At 67.2% G+C, this 15,341-nt stretch carries 15 protein-coding genes; all 15 read right to left on the reverse strand.

The window, feature by feature from the left end:
* Positions 1-27: 27 nt before the first annotated feature.
* Positions 28-1,254 carry a beta-ketoacyl-ACP synthase gene (locus CF161_RS14895; protein ID WP_020297418.1) on the reverse strand — a complete coding sequence of 409 codons (1,227 nt, stop codon included), beginning with the start codon at positions 1,252-1,254 and terminating at the stop codon, positions 28-30.
* Entirely contained in the window at positions 1,254-1,982 is a 729-nt protein-coding gene (fabG, locus tag CF161_RS14900) for a 3-oxoacyl-ACP reductase FabG (protein WP_020297419.1), read from the reverse strand. The genes CF161_RS14895 and fabG overlap by 1 nt, the downstream gene beginning before the upstream one ends.
* Positions 1,975-2,439 carry a hotdog family protein gene (locus tag CF161_RS14905; RefSeq protein WP_020297420.1) on the reverse strand — a complete coding sequence of 155 codons (465 nt, stop codon included), beginning with the start codon at positions 2,437-2,439 and terminating at the stop codon, positions 1,975-1,977. Before CF161_RS14905 ends, fabG begins: the two co-directional genes overlap by 8 nt.
* The gene (locus CF161_RS14910; RefSeq protein ID WP_020297421.1) at positions 2,436-3,632 is read right to left on the reverse strand and encodes a beta-ketoacyl-[acyl-carrier-protein] synthase family protein; all 1,197 of its coding nucleotides are present in this window, start codon (positions 3,630-3,632) and stop codon (positions 2,436-2,438) included. Before CF161_RS14910 ends, CF161_RS14905 begins: the two co-directional genes overlap by 4 nt.
* Positions 3,629-4,114 carry a DUF3261 domain-containing protein gene (locus CF161_RS14915; RefSeq protein WP_020297422.1) on the reverse strand — a complete coding sequence of 162 codons (486 nt, stop codon included), beginning with the start codon at positions 4,112-4,114 and terminating at the stop codon, positions 3,629-3,631. The genes CF161_RS14910 and CF161_RS14915 overlap by 4 nt, the downstream gene beginning before the upstream one ends.
* Positions 4,111-4,869: a class I SAM-dependent methyltransferase gene (locus tag CF161_RS14920; protein ID WP_020297423.1), complete on the reverse strand. Its 759-nt coding sequence runs from the start codon at positions 4,867-4,869 to the stop codon at positions 4,111-4,113. The genes CF161_RS14915 and CF161_RS14920 overlap by 4 nt, the downstream gene beginning before the upstream one ends.
* Positions 4,866-6,113 carry an NAD(P)/FAD-dependent oxidoreductase gene (locus CF161_RS14925; RefSeq protein ID WP_043229509.1) on the reverse strand — a complete coding sequence of 416 codons (1,248 nt, stop codon included), beginning with the start codon at positions 6,111-6,113 and terminating at the stop codon, positions 4,866-4,868. The genes CF161_RS14920 and CF161_RS14925 overlap by 4 nt, the downstream gene beginning before the upstream one ends.
* The gene (locus tag CF161_RS14930) at positions 6,100-7,275 is read right to left on the reverse strand and encodes a hypothetical protein (protein ID WP_020297425.1); all 1,176 of its coding nucleotides are present in this window, start codon (positions 7,273-7,275) and stop codon (positions 6,100-6,102) included. Before CF161_RS14930 ends, CF161_RS14925 begins: the two co-directional genes overlap by 14 nt.
* Positions 7,269-9,611 carry an MMPL family transporter gene (locus CF161_RS14935; RefSeq protein WP_020297426.1) on the reverse strand — a complete coding sequence of 781 codons (2,343 nt, stop codon included), beginning with the start codon at positions 9,609-9,611 and terminating at the stop codon, positions 7,269-7,271. Before CF161_RS14935 ends, CF161_RS14930 begins: the two co-directional genes overlap by 7 nt.
* Entirely contained in the window at positions 9,595-10,215 is a 621-nt protein-coding gene (locus CF161_RS14940) for an outer membrane lipoprotein carrier protein LolA (protein ID WP_020297427.1), read from the reverse strand. Before CF161_RS14940 ends, CF161_RS14935 begins: the two co-directional genes overlap by 17 nt.
* The gene (locus CF161_RS14945) at positions 10,212-10,637 is read right to left on the reverse strand and encodes a thioesterase family protein (RefSeq protein WP_020297428.1); all 426 of its coding nucleotides are present in this window, start codon (positions 10,635-10,637) and stop codon (positions 10,212-10,214) included. Before CF161_RS14945 ends, CF161_RS14940 begins: the two co-directional genes overlap by 4 nt.
* Positions 10,627-12,174 (reverse strand): histidine ammonia-lyase, encoded by a 1,548-nt coding sequence (hutH, locus tag CF161_RS14950; protein WP_020297429.1) that lies wholly within the window; start codon positions 12,172-12,174, stop codon positions 10,627-10,629. Before hutH ends, CF161_RS14945 begins: the two co-directional genes overlap by 11 nt.
* Positions 12,155-13,090: a hypothetical protein gene (locus tag CF161_RS14955; RefSeq protein ID WP_020297430.1), complete on the reverse strand. Its 936-nt coding sequence runs from the start codon at positions 13,088-13,090 to the stop codon at positions 12,155-12,157. The genes hutH and CF161_RS14955 overlap by 20 nt, the downstream gene beginning before the upstream one ends.
* Entirely contained in the window at positions 13,087-13,821 is a 735-nt protein-coding gene (locus CF161_RS14960) for a glycosyltransferase family 2 protein (RefSeq protein WP_020297431.1), read from the reverse strand. Before CF161_RS14960 ends, CF161_RS14955 begins: the two co-directional genes overlap by 4 nt.
* A 62-nt stretch (positions 13,822-13,883) precedes the next feature.
* Positions 13,884-15,341: acyl-CoA synthetase family protein (locus CF161_RS14965; RefSeq protein ID WP_052027213.1), on the reverse strand; the 1,458-nt coding region annotated here is incomplete at its 5' end.

The raw sequence follows: 15,341 nt of genomic DNA on the forward strand, positions 1-15,341 counted from the left end.
TCCGTTCTCTCCAGTGGGTTGGGGGCGTTACGGCCAGCGGCGGAAAATCAACGACGTGTTGACCCCGCCAAAGGCAAAGTTGTTGTTCATCACGTACTGATGGCTCATCTGCCGGAACTCGCCGCGCAGGTAGTCCAGCTCGCCGCAACGCGGGTCGACCTCATCGAGGTTGAAGGTGTGCACGTACTGGTCGCGGTTGAGCATCTCGATGCTGAACCACGACTCCAGCGCGCCACAGGCGCCCAAGGTGTGGCCGAGGAAGCTCTTCTGCGAACTGATGGGCATGCCGCTGCCGAACAGGCTGCTGGTGGCCAGGGTTTCGGCAATGTCGCCCTGTTCGGTGGCCGTGCCGTGGCCGTTGACGTAGCCGATGGCGGACGCCGGGATGCCGGCATCTTCCAGGGCCAGCTCCATGGCCCGGCGCATGGTGGTCTGCTCCGGCCGGGTAGTGTGCTGGCCATCGGCGTTGCTGCCAAAACCGACGATTTCCGCGTGGATGTGCGCACCGCGGGCCAGGGCGTGCTCCAGTTCTTCGAGCACCAGCATGCCGCCGCCTTCACCGATCACCAGGCCGTCGCGGCCGCTGTCGTAGGGCCGAGGGCTGGTTTGCGGGGCGTCGTTTTTCAGGCTGGTGGCGTACAGCGCGTCGAACACCATGGCTTCGGTGGGGCACAGCTCTTCGGCGCCGCCGGCGAGCATCAGCGGCAGGCGTCCGAACTTGATCGCCTCATAGGCGTAGCCGATGCCCTGGCTGCCGCTGGTGCAGGCGCTGGAGGTGGGAATCAGGCGCCCGGTGAGGCCGAAGAAGATGCTGATATTGGCCGCCGTGGTGTGGGGCATCATGCGCACGTAGGAGTTGGCGTTCAGGCCTTCCGCCACCGAGTTCAGCAGCATGTTGCCGAAGGCCTTGATCTCGTCGGTGCTGCCGGTGGACGAGCCGCAGGCCACGCCCATGCGCCCGTCCTTGATCGACTCGTCGCCCAGCAGCCCGGCGTCGGCCAGCGCCTGTTCGGCGGCGCCCACGGCCAGGCGCGAGACCCGGCCCATGCTGCGCAACTGCTTGCGGGTCCAGTGGGCCGGCACCTTGAAGTCATCGATCGGCCCCGCCAGGCGGGTGTTGAGTTCGGTAAAGCGATCCCACTCGTCCATGCGCCGGATGCCGCTGCGGTTGGCGCTGAAGTTGCCGGCGATGGTGGCCCAGTCGCTGCCCAGGGAGGTGATGCCGGCCATGCCGGTGACGACCACGCGTTTCATCAGCACAGGCCTCCGTTGACGGCCAGCACCTGGCGCGTGATGTAGGACGCTTCGGCCGACATCAGGAAGTTCACCGCGCTGGCGACTTCTTCCGGGGTGCCCATGCGTTGTGCGGGGATCATTTTCATCAGTTCCTCCACCGGGACGTTCTCGTCGAGCATGGCGGTGTCGATCAGGCCCGGGGCCACGCAGTTGACGGTGATCTTGCGCTTGCCCAGTTCAATGGCCAGGGCCTTGGCGGCGCCGATCACGCCGGCCTTCGAGGCGCTGTAGTTGACCTGGCCACGGTTGCCGATCAGCCCCGAGACCGAGGTGATGCAGACAATGCGCCCAGCGGCGCGGCGCCGGATCATCGGCATCATCACCGGGTGCAGCACGTTGTAGAAACCGTCGAGGTTGGTGCGCAGCACGTCGTCCCAGTCGTCCTCGGTCAGGGCCGGGAAGGCGCCGTCCCGGGTCAGCCCGGCATTGAGTACCACGCCGTAATAGGCGCCGTGGGTGTCGACGTCGGCTTCAAGAATGGCCTTGCAGGTGGCGCGGTCGGCGACGTCGAATTGCAGGATGCGCGCAGTGCGCCCCAGGGCCTGGACTTCGGCCTGCACCGCCTGGGCCTCGGCGAGGCCGGTGCGGCAGTGCAGCACCAGGTCATGCCCGGCCTGGGCCAGGCGCAGGGCGATGGCGCGGCCGATACCACGGCTGGAGCCTGTGACCAGTACGGATTCAGTCATGGCGGGGTTCCTGTGTGTCGTCGAGATAGTGGGCCGCGTGCGGCGGGCGGAACACGTTGAGGCGAGCGCTGGCCTGGATCCCCGGGCCGCTGAGGTGGCACTCGAATACGCCCATGCCGTTGTCGTCTTCCAGGGAGCGCAGGGCGTGGATGCTCAGCTCGCTGCCGGCCGGAAAGTGTTCCACATTGCATTCGAATTTGCGCGTGCCGAGCAAAAAGCCCAGCTCCACGGCTTGCCCTTGCTGGCGTGCGCGGCAGCCGGCATAGGCGGCCACGCTCTGGGCCATCAGCTCGATGCCGAGCCAGGCCGGCAGGCTGCCGTCGGCGCGGTTGAACAGGCCGCCGGGCTTGACGGTGAGGCGGGTGTGGATCTGTTCTTCATCGAACCCCAGGACCTGATCGATCAGGATCATGTCGCCCGCGTGGGGCAGCAGTTCGGCGAGTGACCAGGGGATCATGGGGCGTCTCCGATAATCAGGCTGACGTTGTTGCCGCCGAAGGCAAAGGAGTTGCTCATCAGGCAGCGCGGTGCACCCGTGGCCAGGCGATCGGCGCTGCCGACCCAGCGCAGGGCGGGCAATTGCGGGTCGGGCTGGGCGTCCCAGACATGGGGGGGCAGGGCCTGTTGCCGATTGTCGGCGGCCAGGCTCAGCCAGCAGAAGGCGGCTTCCAGGGCCCCGGCGGCGCCCAGGGTGTGGCCGCTCATGGGCTTGGTCGACGAGCAGGGCACACCGTCGGGAAACAGCTCGGCCACGGCCAGGCTTTCCATGGCGTCGTTGTGCTGGGTGGCGGTGCCGTGCAGGTTCAGGTAAGCGATCTGCTGCGCTGCCAGGCCGGCATTGCTCAAGGCCTTGCGCATCGCTTGCAGGGCGCCCCGGCCGCTGGGCTCGGGCGCGGAAATATGGTGCGCATCGGAACTGGCGCCGGCGCCCAGCAGGGCGATGGGCTGCTGCGTGCCGGGCTCCCTGCTCATCAGAAACAGTACCGCCGCCTCGCCGATGTTGATCCCGTCGCGGTTGACCGAAAACGGGTTGCAGCGCTGGTCACTGACGGCTTCCAGCGCTGAAAAACCATTCAGGGTCAGCTGGCACAGGCTGTCGACCCCGCCGCACAGCACCGCGTCGCACAACCCCAGGTCGAGCAGGCGCCGGGCGCTCATCAGGGCCCGGGCGCTGGAGGTGCAGGCGGTGGAGATCACGTAGGTCGGACCGCTCAGTTGCAGCCAGTCGGCGAGAAAGTTCGCCGGTGCCCCGAGTTCCTGCTGCCGGTAGTCGTAGTGGGCCGGGAAGTGCTGGTCGCGCAGGTAATGGGCGATGCCACGGCTGGCTTCGTCGATGCCCGACGTACTGGTGCCCAGCACCACGCCAATGCGCCCCGGGCCGTAGGCCTGGATCGCCTGATCGATGTCGTCGCGGATCTGCAGCGCCGCCTCCAGCAGCAGCTGGTTATTGCGGCTGTGCTGGCGGCTCAGGTGTGCGGGCAGGGCCGCCAGCGGGCCCTTGACCGCCGCCACCGGCAGGCTGCGCTCGGGCACCCAGCCGGTTTCGTCGCGCATGCCTGAACAGTCGCCGGCAAACAGGCTGCGGGCCACCTGCTGTTTGTCCCGTCCCAGGGCGCAGATCAGCCCCAGGGCGTTGAGGTAGACCGTCATGGCGCGTGCTCGGCGGTCAGCGGGCTGATGTGGTACTGCAGGCCTTGAGGCAGGTTCAACTGGAAATCCAATGGTTGGCGATAACGGAGCTGCCAGCGCGGGGCGAGGCTGCGTTGCTCGCCTCGGACCTGGGCAGCGGGGTAATTCTCGGACAGCTCGGCGGCGGGCGTCAGGGCAAACAGCAGCGCGGCGAACAGCTCCCGCGCTTCGGGGTTGGGCGGCAGCAAGCCATCGGCCTGCCACTGGCCATCGATCAGGCGCTGGCGGGCCAGGGGAATGCCCAGGGGATCCATCAGCGACCAGCGGATGCCCGCGCCTTCGGCCTGGATCACCAGCAGCCAGTCCTGGCGTTGCGCCGCCTGCTCACGCTCGATGTGCAGCTGCAACGGCAGGGCCAGGCTCGGGGTTTTTGCGGGCAGCGGCGCCTGGCTGGCGCAACCGGCCAGCAGCAACAGGCAACCCACCAGCAGGGCGCGGATCATGCCGGCTGCCCTGGCGCGCAGTGCTCGCCCAACGGCTTGCGCGCCACCACGTTGACCAGGGTTTCTTCGCGCTGGCCAAAGGGTTTCGGGCGGCGCAGGCCGAAGCGTTCCAGCAGGCCGAAATCCGTCGAGCGGCTCCACCACAGGTAGGGGTAGGAGACGTTCTGCGGGGTGAACTCGAAACCCTGGCGACGGATCATGTCCAGGTACTGGGCGGCGCTTTTCTGCACGTGCATCGGGTGGCGGAACAGCCAGCGAATGACCCAGGTGTCGATATAGGCCTCGGTGGACTCGGCAAACAGCAGGTAGCCGCCGGGCTTGAGCACCCGGTAGAACTCGGCCAGGGCTTGGTCCTGCTCCACCAGGTGGTGGAAGGTCTGGTGGCAGAACAGCAGGTCGACGCTGGCATCCGGCACGTCCAGGGTCGCGCAGTCGCTGCCGATCAACTCCACCTGCATGCCCTGGCGCGCCGCTTCCTGGGCGCTCAGTTCCAGGCTGTGGGGGTCGGCATCCAGGCCGATCAGGCGCTGGGGCGCGAACACCTGGCGCAAGTACTGGAACGACTTGCCCTGGCCGCAACCGGCGTCGAGCAGCACCGGGTTGCCGGGCAGGTCGCTGGTGAACAGCGAGCGCAGGTCGTTGATCGCCACCCGCAGCACATGGTGCTGCCAGGTGTGGCTGCGCAGGAACCAGAAGCCGAAGCGGGTTTCCTCGACGTACGTATCGCAGAGGTACTGTGGCTGGGGGCTGTTCATGCCACCTCCGTCGCGCAGATTTCCGAGAGCATGCGCAGGCGACGCTTGGGTTCGCTGACAAACGGGTTGCGCTCGTCCCAGGCGTAGCCGGCGAGGATCGAGCTGATCATGCGGCGGATTTCCGGCGAGCTGCCGGGGTGGAAGATCACGTCCTGGAATGTCCCGGCGTACCAGCCTTCGACGTAGCAGCGGAAGGTGTCGACCCCGCGCTTGAGCGGCTCGGCAAACTCCAGCTGCCAGTCGACGCTTTCACCTTGCAGCTGACGATGCAGCACGGCGGCGGCCATGCTCGCCGAACGCATGGCGATGGTGACCCCGGACGAGAACACCGGGTCGAGAAATTCCGCGGCATTGCCCAGCAGGGCGAAGCCCGGGCCGTGCAGACTCTTGACGTTGGCCGAGTAGCCGCCGATGGTCCGCGCCGGGGTGTCCCATACCGCGTTGGCCAGGACCTTGGCCAGGCTCGGGGTCTCGGCGATAAAGCCGCGCAGGCACTGGTCCAGGTCCTGGTCGCGGCCGACAAAATGCTCCTTGGCCGCGACCACGCCCACCGAGCACCGGCCGTTGCTGAAGGGGATGCTCCAGAACCAGATGTCGCGCTGGGTCGGGTGGGTGGTGACGAGGATCTTTTCCCGGTCGAAACCGGGGTGGTCGATGCGGTCTTCGACATGGGTGAACACCGCTTGGCGCACCGGGAAGTTCGACGGCGCCTCCAGGTCCAGCAAGCGCGGCAGGACCCGGCCATAGCCGCTGGCATCGAGTACGAAATGGGCCTCGACCTGGTACTGGCTGCCGTCTTCGCGACGCACCCCGAGCTGCGGCTGGGGCAGGCTGAAATCGGCGCTGACGATCTCTTCGCCATAACGCACCTCAACCCCTTGCAGCGCCGCCTGGTCGGCCAGCAGCTTGTCGAAGTCGCCGCGCTGGACCTGGAAGGTGGTGGGCTTGCCGTTGCTGAAGGTGTCGCCGAAATCAAAGGCGCTGTAGCGCTCGCCCCAGGCGAAGGCCGCGCCGTTCTTCAGCTGGAAGCCGGCGGCTTGCACGGCTTCGAGCATGCCCGCTTCCTCGACGAAGTCCAGGCAGTGGGAGAGCAAGCTTTCACCGATGGAGAACCGCGGGAAATGCTGGCGCTCGATGATCAGCACGTCGTGGCCCTTGCGTTTGAGCAGGGCGGCGGCAATCGCGCCCGATGGGCCGGCGCCGATGACTACAACCTGGCGGCGTTCCATTTCAACTGTTGGCACTGGGGCTCCTTGCCGGTTCGGCGATGTTCAGATTCAGAGGGACCAAGGGGGGGCGATGCATGCCGGCCACTGCCGGCAGCAGGGTCGCGATCAGGCCCATCAGCATCAGCGCAAAGTACAGCGCCGGGCTGATCAGCTGTTGTTGCAGCAGCAGGTTGAGAAACACGATCTCGCTCAAGCCGCGAATATTGAGCAGCAGGCTCTCCCGCCAGCGGCTGGCACCGGCGAAGGACGCACCGGCCCAGCCCAGGCCCAGCCAGTTGCCGGCCAGCTTGCTGGCAATCGGCACCAGCAGCAGGGCGCCCAGTTGCAGCCCGCTCAGGCTGTCCATGGCGCTGTGCACGTTGATCTGCACAATGCCGAACGTCAGGATCAGCGGGATGGCGATGTAGGTCTGCAAACGGTTCATCCAGGCTGCCTGTAACGGCAGCACCAGCGCCACCTTGAGGGCGGCCATGCACAGCAGGTAACCGATGCCGAAAATCAGCGCATTGAGCTTGTAGTGCTCGGCCACCACCAGCAGCGCAAAGAAGCCCAGGCTGTGCAGCAGCGGCTGGCGCAGGCCGAGCAGGCGCAGGAGCAACGGCAGGCAGGCGCCGGCCAGGGGCAGCAGCAGGCTGGCCAGGTGCAGGCTGCCCTGGGCGATGGCGAACAGGCTCCAGCAGGTCAGGTCGATCAGGATCGCGGTCTGCACCAGGCGCCGAGTGGCGGCGGCCGGGTAGTTGATGTGGCGCAGGTACAGGTAGAGCACCGGGATCGCGGTGATCGCAAACAGCAGGCCCACTGCCAGGGAGCTCAGCCACGGCTGCGGCGGCAGCAGCCAGAAGGCAATCGCCAGGCCGCAGGCGAAGGGGATGATGAAACTCGGCAGGGCGATCTTCAGGCTCTGGCGGTCCAGGCGCAGGTCGATCACGTCGCTCAGGATATGCCCCAGCAGCAGGGCGAAGCTCAGGCTGTAGAGGTTTTTCAGCCAGACCGGGGACACCAGCTGGGCACCGCTCAACTGCCAGTGCGGCTCGATCCACAGCAGCATCAGCAGGGGCAGGCCGAAGGTTGCCAGCAGCAACTGACTGACAATCGGGATCAGGCCCAGGCGCCGACCGATGACGGTCGCCAGGGCAAACAGTGCCAGGGCCAGGCACCAGAACAGGGCGATCAGCATGGGCTTGGCTCCGTGACTTTGGCGGGGTGTTGCTGCTGCCCGGCCCAGGGCGCGAGCATAAAGCTGAAGGCCAGCCCGAGGCTGACCGAGAGCCCGAAATTGCTCACCGCCGGGGTGCTGGAAATGGCCAGCAAGCCGAACGACAGCCAGGTGGTCAGGGCCGCGAGCAGGGTGCCCAGCAGGCTGACGGCGGCGCCGCCGATCTGCTCGCGCATCAGGATGGCGTAGTCGACGCTGATGGCGGTCACCAGCAGCAGGCCGAACAGGCTGAACAGGGTCAGCGGCTGCCCCAGCCAGCCGAGGCTGGCCAGGCTGCACAGGGCCGCCAGCAGCGGCAGCGCGACGATGCGCAGGGCCCCGCCGAAGCCGAACGGCAGAATCAGCAGCAACACGATCAGCACGCAGGAGGCGAGCTTGAGTTCGGCGGCGCTGACCTGGGTCGCGGCAAAGACTTTATTCAATTCGCCAAGCCGGTCCACCAGTTGCACCCCGGGCAGGTCCCGGGCCTGGGCCCGCAGCAGGCTGGCATCGTTCAGCCCTTGCAGGCTGACCATGGCCGCCACGCCTTCGGGGCCGGCGCCCAGCCACAGTGTGCGGTAGGGTTCGGCCAGCGGGCCTTTCAGGGCGGCGTCGATGTCTTGCAGCGGCAGCGCCTGCAACCGGGCCAGCTCGGCCTGCAGGGCACTGGCGGGCACGCCGAGATCCAGCAGCGGCTGCCAGAATGGCGGCAGACGCGTCAGGGCCTCACGCAGTTGCTGTTGGTCGCTGGGCAGATTGACCAGTTGATTGAGCGCCAGATAACCCTGCAATTTGCCCTGTTTCACCAATTGCCCCAGGCGTTCGCCCAGGGCTTGCTGGCGTTCGAGCAATTGCTGCTGGTCGGCGGCGCGCACCAGGAAGAACTGGCTGGTGGGCTGGTAGCCGGTGATGCGGGCAATGGCCTGGGCTTCGTTGAGCAATTGCGGCGGTGCGCCGACCCACTGGCGGATATCGTTTTTGCTGGTCAGCTGCCACAGCCCGGCGGCGCAGAATGCGGCCAGCAGGGCCAGCAGCACCGGGCTCGGCACTCGTTGCAGCAGGGCCGCGCGCAGTTGCAGCAGCCACTGCGCAACCCGCAGCGGCCATTGCGCCGGGCGCAGGTCCGCGCCCTTGAGCAAGGCCGGCAGCAGGCACACCGCCGACAGGTAGGCGCCGAGCAGGCCGGCCGCGGAGAACACGGCGATCTGGGTCAGGGCCGGGAACGGGGTCCAGGCCAGCGCCAGGTAACCGATGCAACTGGTGGCCAGGCTCAGGCTCAGGCCCGGCAGAGTCAGGCGCAACGCCGGCCAGCTGTGCCAGGGTTTCAGGCTCCAGCTCTTGGACAGGTAATGCAGCGGGTAGTCGACCGCGACGCCGATCAGGCTCGAGCCCAGGACCAGGGTCATCACATGCATATGGCCGAACAGCGCCACGCAGGCCACCGCGCCAAACAACATGCCCACCAGCACCGGGACAAACGCCAGCAGCACCCGCAGCCGGCGGAACGCCAGAAGCAACAGCAGCAGGATGCCCAGGGTCGCACCGCCGCCGACCCAGGTGATTTCCCGGGTGGCTTGCTGCTGGCCATTGGCGGCGTACAGCAGGCCGCTGGCGGCCAGCAATTGCACATCGGCCTGGCTCGCCTGTTCGCGGCTTTGCCGGAGCAGCTCGGCCACCTGCAACGGCAGGTTCATATCAAAGGCATTGCCGGTGGTGCGTGCCCGCAGCAGCACCCAGCTCTTGCCGTCGGCGTCGGCTACCAGGGCGCCGCTGCCGATGTCCAGTTGCACCGCGCCGCGTTGCGGCTGGCTGTTCTGGATGCGCCCGGTTAGGCCCAGCCAGTCATCCTGGCTCGGCACCAGGCTGAACCCGGTAAAGGGGTCGAACAAGGCTTGGACCCGCTGCTGGATAAAGGCCGCGGGTTGTTCGATCAATTGCTGCCGGTCGGCCGCCGAGAGCATCGCCAGCCGGCCTTGCAGCAGTTGGTTGCGCAGTGCCGGAAGGTCGGCTTGCAGGTTCCACTGGACCTTTTCGAACAGCCCGCTGGCCTGCCAGCGTTCCCCCAGTTGCTGGGCCATGGCCACCGCCTGCTGCCGCTCGGCATGGCCCACCAGCACCAGCATTTCGCGGTTCAGCGGCTCTTGCATGCGCTGCTCGGCCTTGAGCTCCAGGGCGTCCGGGGCCGTGCCCGGCACCAGCTCCATCAGGTTGGCCGACAGCGGCGCACCGTGGCGCCATTGCCAGCCGGCCAGGGCCAGCACCGCCACCAAAAGGATCAGGAACAGCCTGGGTAACCAGCGCTCACTGGGCAAAGTCATGTTGCTCCGCTGCGCTCAAGGGTTGGCTGCTGGTGCTGTCGCGCATCTGCAGCAGGGTGCTGTCGCCCTGGGTTTCCAGGAGTTCGATGCGCTGCACCAGGGCACCACCGTCGATATTGATCTGGGTGAACACTTGCTTGAGCAGCAGCGAGCGCGGGGTCAGGGTCAGTTTCCAGTCCTGGGCGTCGCCCGCCAGGGTGAGTTCGAAGTCGCGCTGCAGGCCGCTGCTGTCGCCTTGCAACACCGCGAGGAACAGGCGGTTCTGCTCGGCGCCGGCACTTTTGCCCGGCAGCATCTGCCAGCCGTTGGCGTCACGCCGGGCGATGCCCTGGCCGGTGATGCGGTAGTCCTGCTGCAACGGCGTTTTCAGCAGCCAGAGCAGGCCGTGGTTCTTGGCCAGGACAAAGGTGCCCTTGCTGGTCAGGGGCTGGGGCAGGGCCCGCAGGTGTTTTTCCTGGATGAAGCTGCCGTGGATAACCTCGGGCTTGGCCAACTGCTCGCTGAGCTGTTGCAGGTCGAAGGCCTGGGCCAGGGAACTGAACCCCAGCAGCACCAGGCCCGACAGGGCCGCCCTGGCCAGGGGCAGGAGATTCAACCGGCTCATGGCAGCACCTTGGCCACGGCGTCGGTAAAGACCCGGGGCGAGGCCAGTTGCATCTCGCGGCTGGCCATGTCCACCGCGACCTGCACCGAGCTGGCGCGGGTCAGGCGTTCGCCGCTGGCGAGGTCGGTGATCAGGTAGTTGATCTTCAGCCGGTTTTCCCACTCCACCAGGCTGGCGCGCACGTTCAGGGTCTGGCCGAACACCGCGCCGCGCACATAGCGCAGTTGCAGGTCGATCACCGGCCAGGCGTAGCCCGACTCGACCATGGCCGTGTAGTTGTGGCCGATCTTGTCGAGCAAGGCGCAGCGGGCGACTTCCAGGTATTTGACGTAATGCCCGTGCCAGACGACGTGCATGGTGTCGACGTCGAAAAACGGCACCAGGATCTGGGTGTCGGCGTGCAGCACTCCCTTACTGCGCATGCAGCCTCCAGTGTTGCTCGGCGATGCGTTGCAGGCACAGGCGCAGTTCGCCTTCCAGGGCGCGGTCTTCGATCACCGGCGGGAAGTCCCTGGCCAGCTCTGCATGCATTGCCGCCAGGGCCGGCGGCAAGGGGCGCGCATCGGCGGCCTGGGCGCGCAGCCACACACCCTGGTTGGCTGCCAGCAGGGTGGCGGCGGCGACCTGTTCGGTCAGCTCCAGCACGCGAATCGCGTCCCGGGCGGCGATGGTGCCCATGCTCACCTTGTCCTGGTTGTGGCACTCGGTGGAGCGCGAGAACACGCTGGCCGGCATGGTGTTTTTCAGGGCCTCGGCGGTCCAGGCGCTGGTGCCGATCTGCACCGCCTTGAAGCCGTGGTTGAGCATCGCGCGCTCGGCGCTGGCGCCGGACAGGTTGCTCGGCAGGCCGTGGTTGTAACGCACGTCCACCAGCAGCGCGAGCTGCCGGTCGAGCAGGTCGGCGACGTTGGCCACCAGGGTCTTGAGGCTGTCCATGGCGAACGCAATGTGCCCGCCGTAGAAATGCCCGCCGTGCAGCACGCGCTCGGCTTCGGCGTCGATGATCGGATTGTCGTTGGCGCTGTTGAGCTCGGTCTCGATAAACGCCCGCAGCCAGTTCAGGCTGTCGGCCAGCACCCCCAGGACATGGGGCGCGCAGCGCAGGGAATAGCGGTCTTGCAGGCGGTGCAGCGGCGCGGTCGGGGCGTCGATCGCCAGATCCTGGCGTAGCCAGGCCGCCACTTGCATCTGCCCCGGGTGCGGCTTGGCGGCGAACAGGCGCTCGTCGAAGTGCTCGGGGTTGCCCTGCAGGGCCACCACGTTCAGCGCGGTGATGCGGGTCGCCAGTTGCAGCAGGTAATCGGCGCGGGCGAAGGCCAGGCAGGCCAGGCCGGTCATCACCGCGGTACCGTTCATCAGCGCCAGGGCTTCTTTGGGGCGCAGCACCAGCGGGTCCCAACCCAGCTCCCGGTGTACGTCGGCGGCCTGGCGCCGTTCGCCACGGAACAGCACTTCACGCTCGCCGGACAGGGTCGCGGCCACGTAGGACAGCGGCGTCAGGTCGCCACTGGCGCCGACCGAGCCTTCTTCCGGGATCAGCGGCAGGATGTCGTGTTCGAGAAAAGCCTGCAGGCGTTCCAGCAGCTCGACCCGCACCCCGGACACGCCGTGGCACAGCGACTGCAAGCGCGCCGCCAGTACCGCGCGGGTGGCCTGGGCATCCAGCAGCTTGCCCAGGCCGCAGCCGTGGAAGGTGTACAGATGGCGCGGCAGGGCCTCGACGTGTTGCAGCGGCACCGCCACCACGCAGGAGTCGCCGTAGCCGGTGGTGACGCCGTAGATCACGCCTTCCTTGTCGAGCAAGGAGTCGAGAAACTGCGCGCCTTTGGCGATGCGCTGGCGAAACCCGGCATCACCTTGCAGTTGCACGGGCACCTGACGGTTGGCCAGGGCCAGCACGTCTTCGATGCGCAAGGGGAGTTCGCCGAAGGTTACCGGCTCAAGCGGATGCGTCGTCATCGGTCTTCCAGAATGGGTAAAAGTTGAACCACTGTTGCGGCGCTTCGAGGCAGTACTGGCCCAGGCGTTCGGCGTAGCGGGCGGTCCATTGGGCGATCACCTGCTCGCGGTCGCTGCGTTTCCAGGCCACGGCGTCGGTGAAGGGCTCGAGGATCACCCGGTAGCGGCCCTGCTGCTTGAGGCACAGCAGCAGGTTGACCGGGCATTTGAGCAATCCTGCCAGCAGCCACGGGCCCTGGGGGAAGGCTGCCGGATGGCCGAGGAAATCCACCCGCACATTGCGTCCGCCGTGCAGCGGCACGCGGTCGCCGGCAATCGCCAGCCACTCGCCACGGTCCAGGCGCTGGCTCAGTTGCAGCATGATCGCCGGGTCCAGCTCGCTGACCTGGATCAGCCGCAGGTTGGTGGCCCCGGCCTCGCCCAGCAGGCGGTTGAAACGTTCGGCGTGCTTGGTGTGCACCAGCACGTTCATGGTCACCTGCTCGCCGAGTTCAGCCAGGGCGCGGCAGACTTCGAGGTTGCCCAGGTGCGCGCCCACCAGCATCTGCCCGCGTTCGCCGCGCAACTCGTTGCGCAGCAGCGCCGGGTCGACGATCTCGATCTGCTCGATGCGCAGCTTGCCGTTCCACACGTCGAGCTTGTCCAGCAGGGCATCGGCAAAGGCCATGAACTGGTCGAACACCCGGCGCTGGGTCGGGCGCAAGTCGTGGCGTCCGCTCCAGTCGGCGAGCCGTTGCTGGTACTGCCAGGCGCTGTGCCGGGCGTTGCGGCCGAACAGGAAAAAGTACAGGACGATGGCGTACAGCACCGGGCTCAGCACCCGCCGCCCGAGGATTCTGACCCCGAACGCGGTGAGCTTCATCAGCCAGAAACTGCCGCGTTCTTCATGCTCGGCCCAATGCTGTTTCTGGCTCATGCCCGCCACCGTCGCCAGAGGATCTGCGGCGCCCGCAGCAACATGCCGAAAAACAGCCGGGTGTGCATGCTGGAAATCAACGCGTTGTCGTGCAACAGGCGAAAGTGCGAGAGGCCATCGGTGGGGTAGTGGACCTTGGTCGGCAGCCAGCGCATCGGCTGATTGCGCCAGGCCAGGCGCACCAGGACTTCGGGATCGAAATCCATGCGCTTGCCGAGTTTGACCGAATCGATCAGCGCCAGCACCGGCGGCAGCGGGTAGACCCGGAAGCCGCACATGGAGTCGGGAATCTGCAACGACAGGCTGTTGATCCAGACCCACACGTGGGTCAGGTAACGGGCATACAGGCGGCCCTTGGGCACGCTGCTGTCGTACTGTGGATAACCGCAGATCAGCGCCTCGGGGTGGACCCGGGAGCTGGCGATAAAGTTATCCACATCGCGCAGGTCGTGCTGGCCGTCGGCGTCCACTTGCAGGGCGTGGCTGAAACCCAGGCGCGAGGCCTCGCGCAGCCCGGCCATGACCGCGCCGCCCTTGCCCTGGTTCAGTGCCAGGCGGATCAGGAACACCTGCTCGCGGCTGGCCAGTTGCTCCAGGACCGCCGCGCAGGCCGGGCTGCTGGCGTCGTCCACCAGCACACAGGGCAAGCCGCCGGCGAGCAGGGCCTCGACCACCGCCGGCACCGCGTCTTCGTGGTTATAAACCGGAATCACTGCACAGGGCTTATGCATCGACCGCCCCCTGCCGCAGGCTGCGGCCAATGGCGCAGAACACGCAGATTCCCCGATAAAACTTATCCACAGGCTGCCTCCAGCAAAATGCGCCCGCTGGAACAGGCCGCCGTGTCATTGCGGTAGGCGAAATACAATTTGCCGCGCTCAGCGTCGAACCGCAGGTGCAACTGCACCTGGTCGCCGGGGCGCACCAGTTGCTGGAACTTCAGCACTTCCATGCCGGCAAAGCGGCCCGGCAGATCCAGCAGTTGCTGGCCCAGGGCCAGGGCCCAGTCGACCTGGACCACCCCGGGCAATACCGGGGTCTGCGGGAAGTGCCCGCTGAAATAGGCCAGGTCCGGGGGGATGCTCAGTTGCAGGTTCCACTCGCCGTCCTGTTCGTGCTGTTCCAGCACTTCAGGCGCTTGCGGGCGAGGTGCCAGCAGCAGGGCCTCGACCTCGGCCTGGGGCAACTTGCCCTGGGCGTTCAGCGGCAGTTGGCGCAGCAACCGCCAGCGGCGCGGCAGGGCCAGGGCTTCGCAGTGCTGGCTCAGGTGCTGGCGCAGGGTTTGGGTCAGGTGGCGGCGGCCGCTATTGCGCAGGGCCTGCAAGCCCGCTTCGCTCAAGACCAGCACGGCGCCGAGGGAGGCGCGGTTTTCCTGGACCACGCCCAGGCGTGCTTCGCTGACCCAGGCATGGCTGGCCAGGGCCTGTTCGAGCATGGGCAGGGAGATGCGTTTTTCTTCCAGCTTGACGATCCGGTCCAGGCGCCCGAGCAGCTCGAAACGGCCATCGGCCTCGATCCGCGCGGCATCGGCGCTGTGTTCGATATGCCCTTCTGGCAGGTAGGTCGAGGCGATCAGCAGCGCGCCGTCCGCGTCCTGGCTCAATTGCACGCCAGCGAAGGGTTGCCACAGGCTCGCGCCCTGGCGCCAGGCGATGCCGCCGGTTTCCGAGCTGCCGAAGATCTCGGTCGGCCACTGGCCCAGGCGCTGTTGCAGGCTGTGCGCGGCCTCGGCGGGCAAGGCACCGCCCGAGGAAAACACCCGGCTGACCTGGCTCAGGGCCGGCCAGTCGAGGTTGTCGCCCATGCGCTTGAGCAGCGCCGGGCTGGCGACCCAGGCAAAGGCCGGGTACTCGCGGCTGGCGCGTTGCAGGTCTTCGGGGAACGGCAACTGGCGGCGCACCAACGGGCGCCCGGCGCACAGCGGCCACAGCACCCGAAACAGCAGGCCGTAGATGTGTTGCGCGGCGACGCTGCCGATCATGCAGGCGCTGCCCAGTTCGGCGCCCCACAGCTGTTCCAGGGCCTGGACCTCGTTGGCCAGTTGCACCAGGGTCTTGTCGATGCGCTTGGGTTCGCCACTGGAGCCGGACGTGCACAGGCTCAAGCGGCACTGCGCCAGGTCCAGCGCGGCAGCCGGCAGCGGCGCCTGCAACAGGTCGGCGAGGCGGGTGTCGTGCTCCAGGTCGGTGAGCCACAGGTCGACTTCGCCGGACCAGCGCTGGCGGGTCTGGGCCTGCAGGTCGGCCGGCAG

Source organism: Pseudomonas sp. CF161 (assembly GCF_000416215.1).
GTDB lineage: Bacteria > Pseudomonadota > Gammaproteobacteria > Pseudomonadales > Pseudomonadaceae > Aquipseudomonas.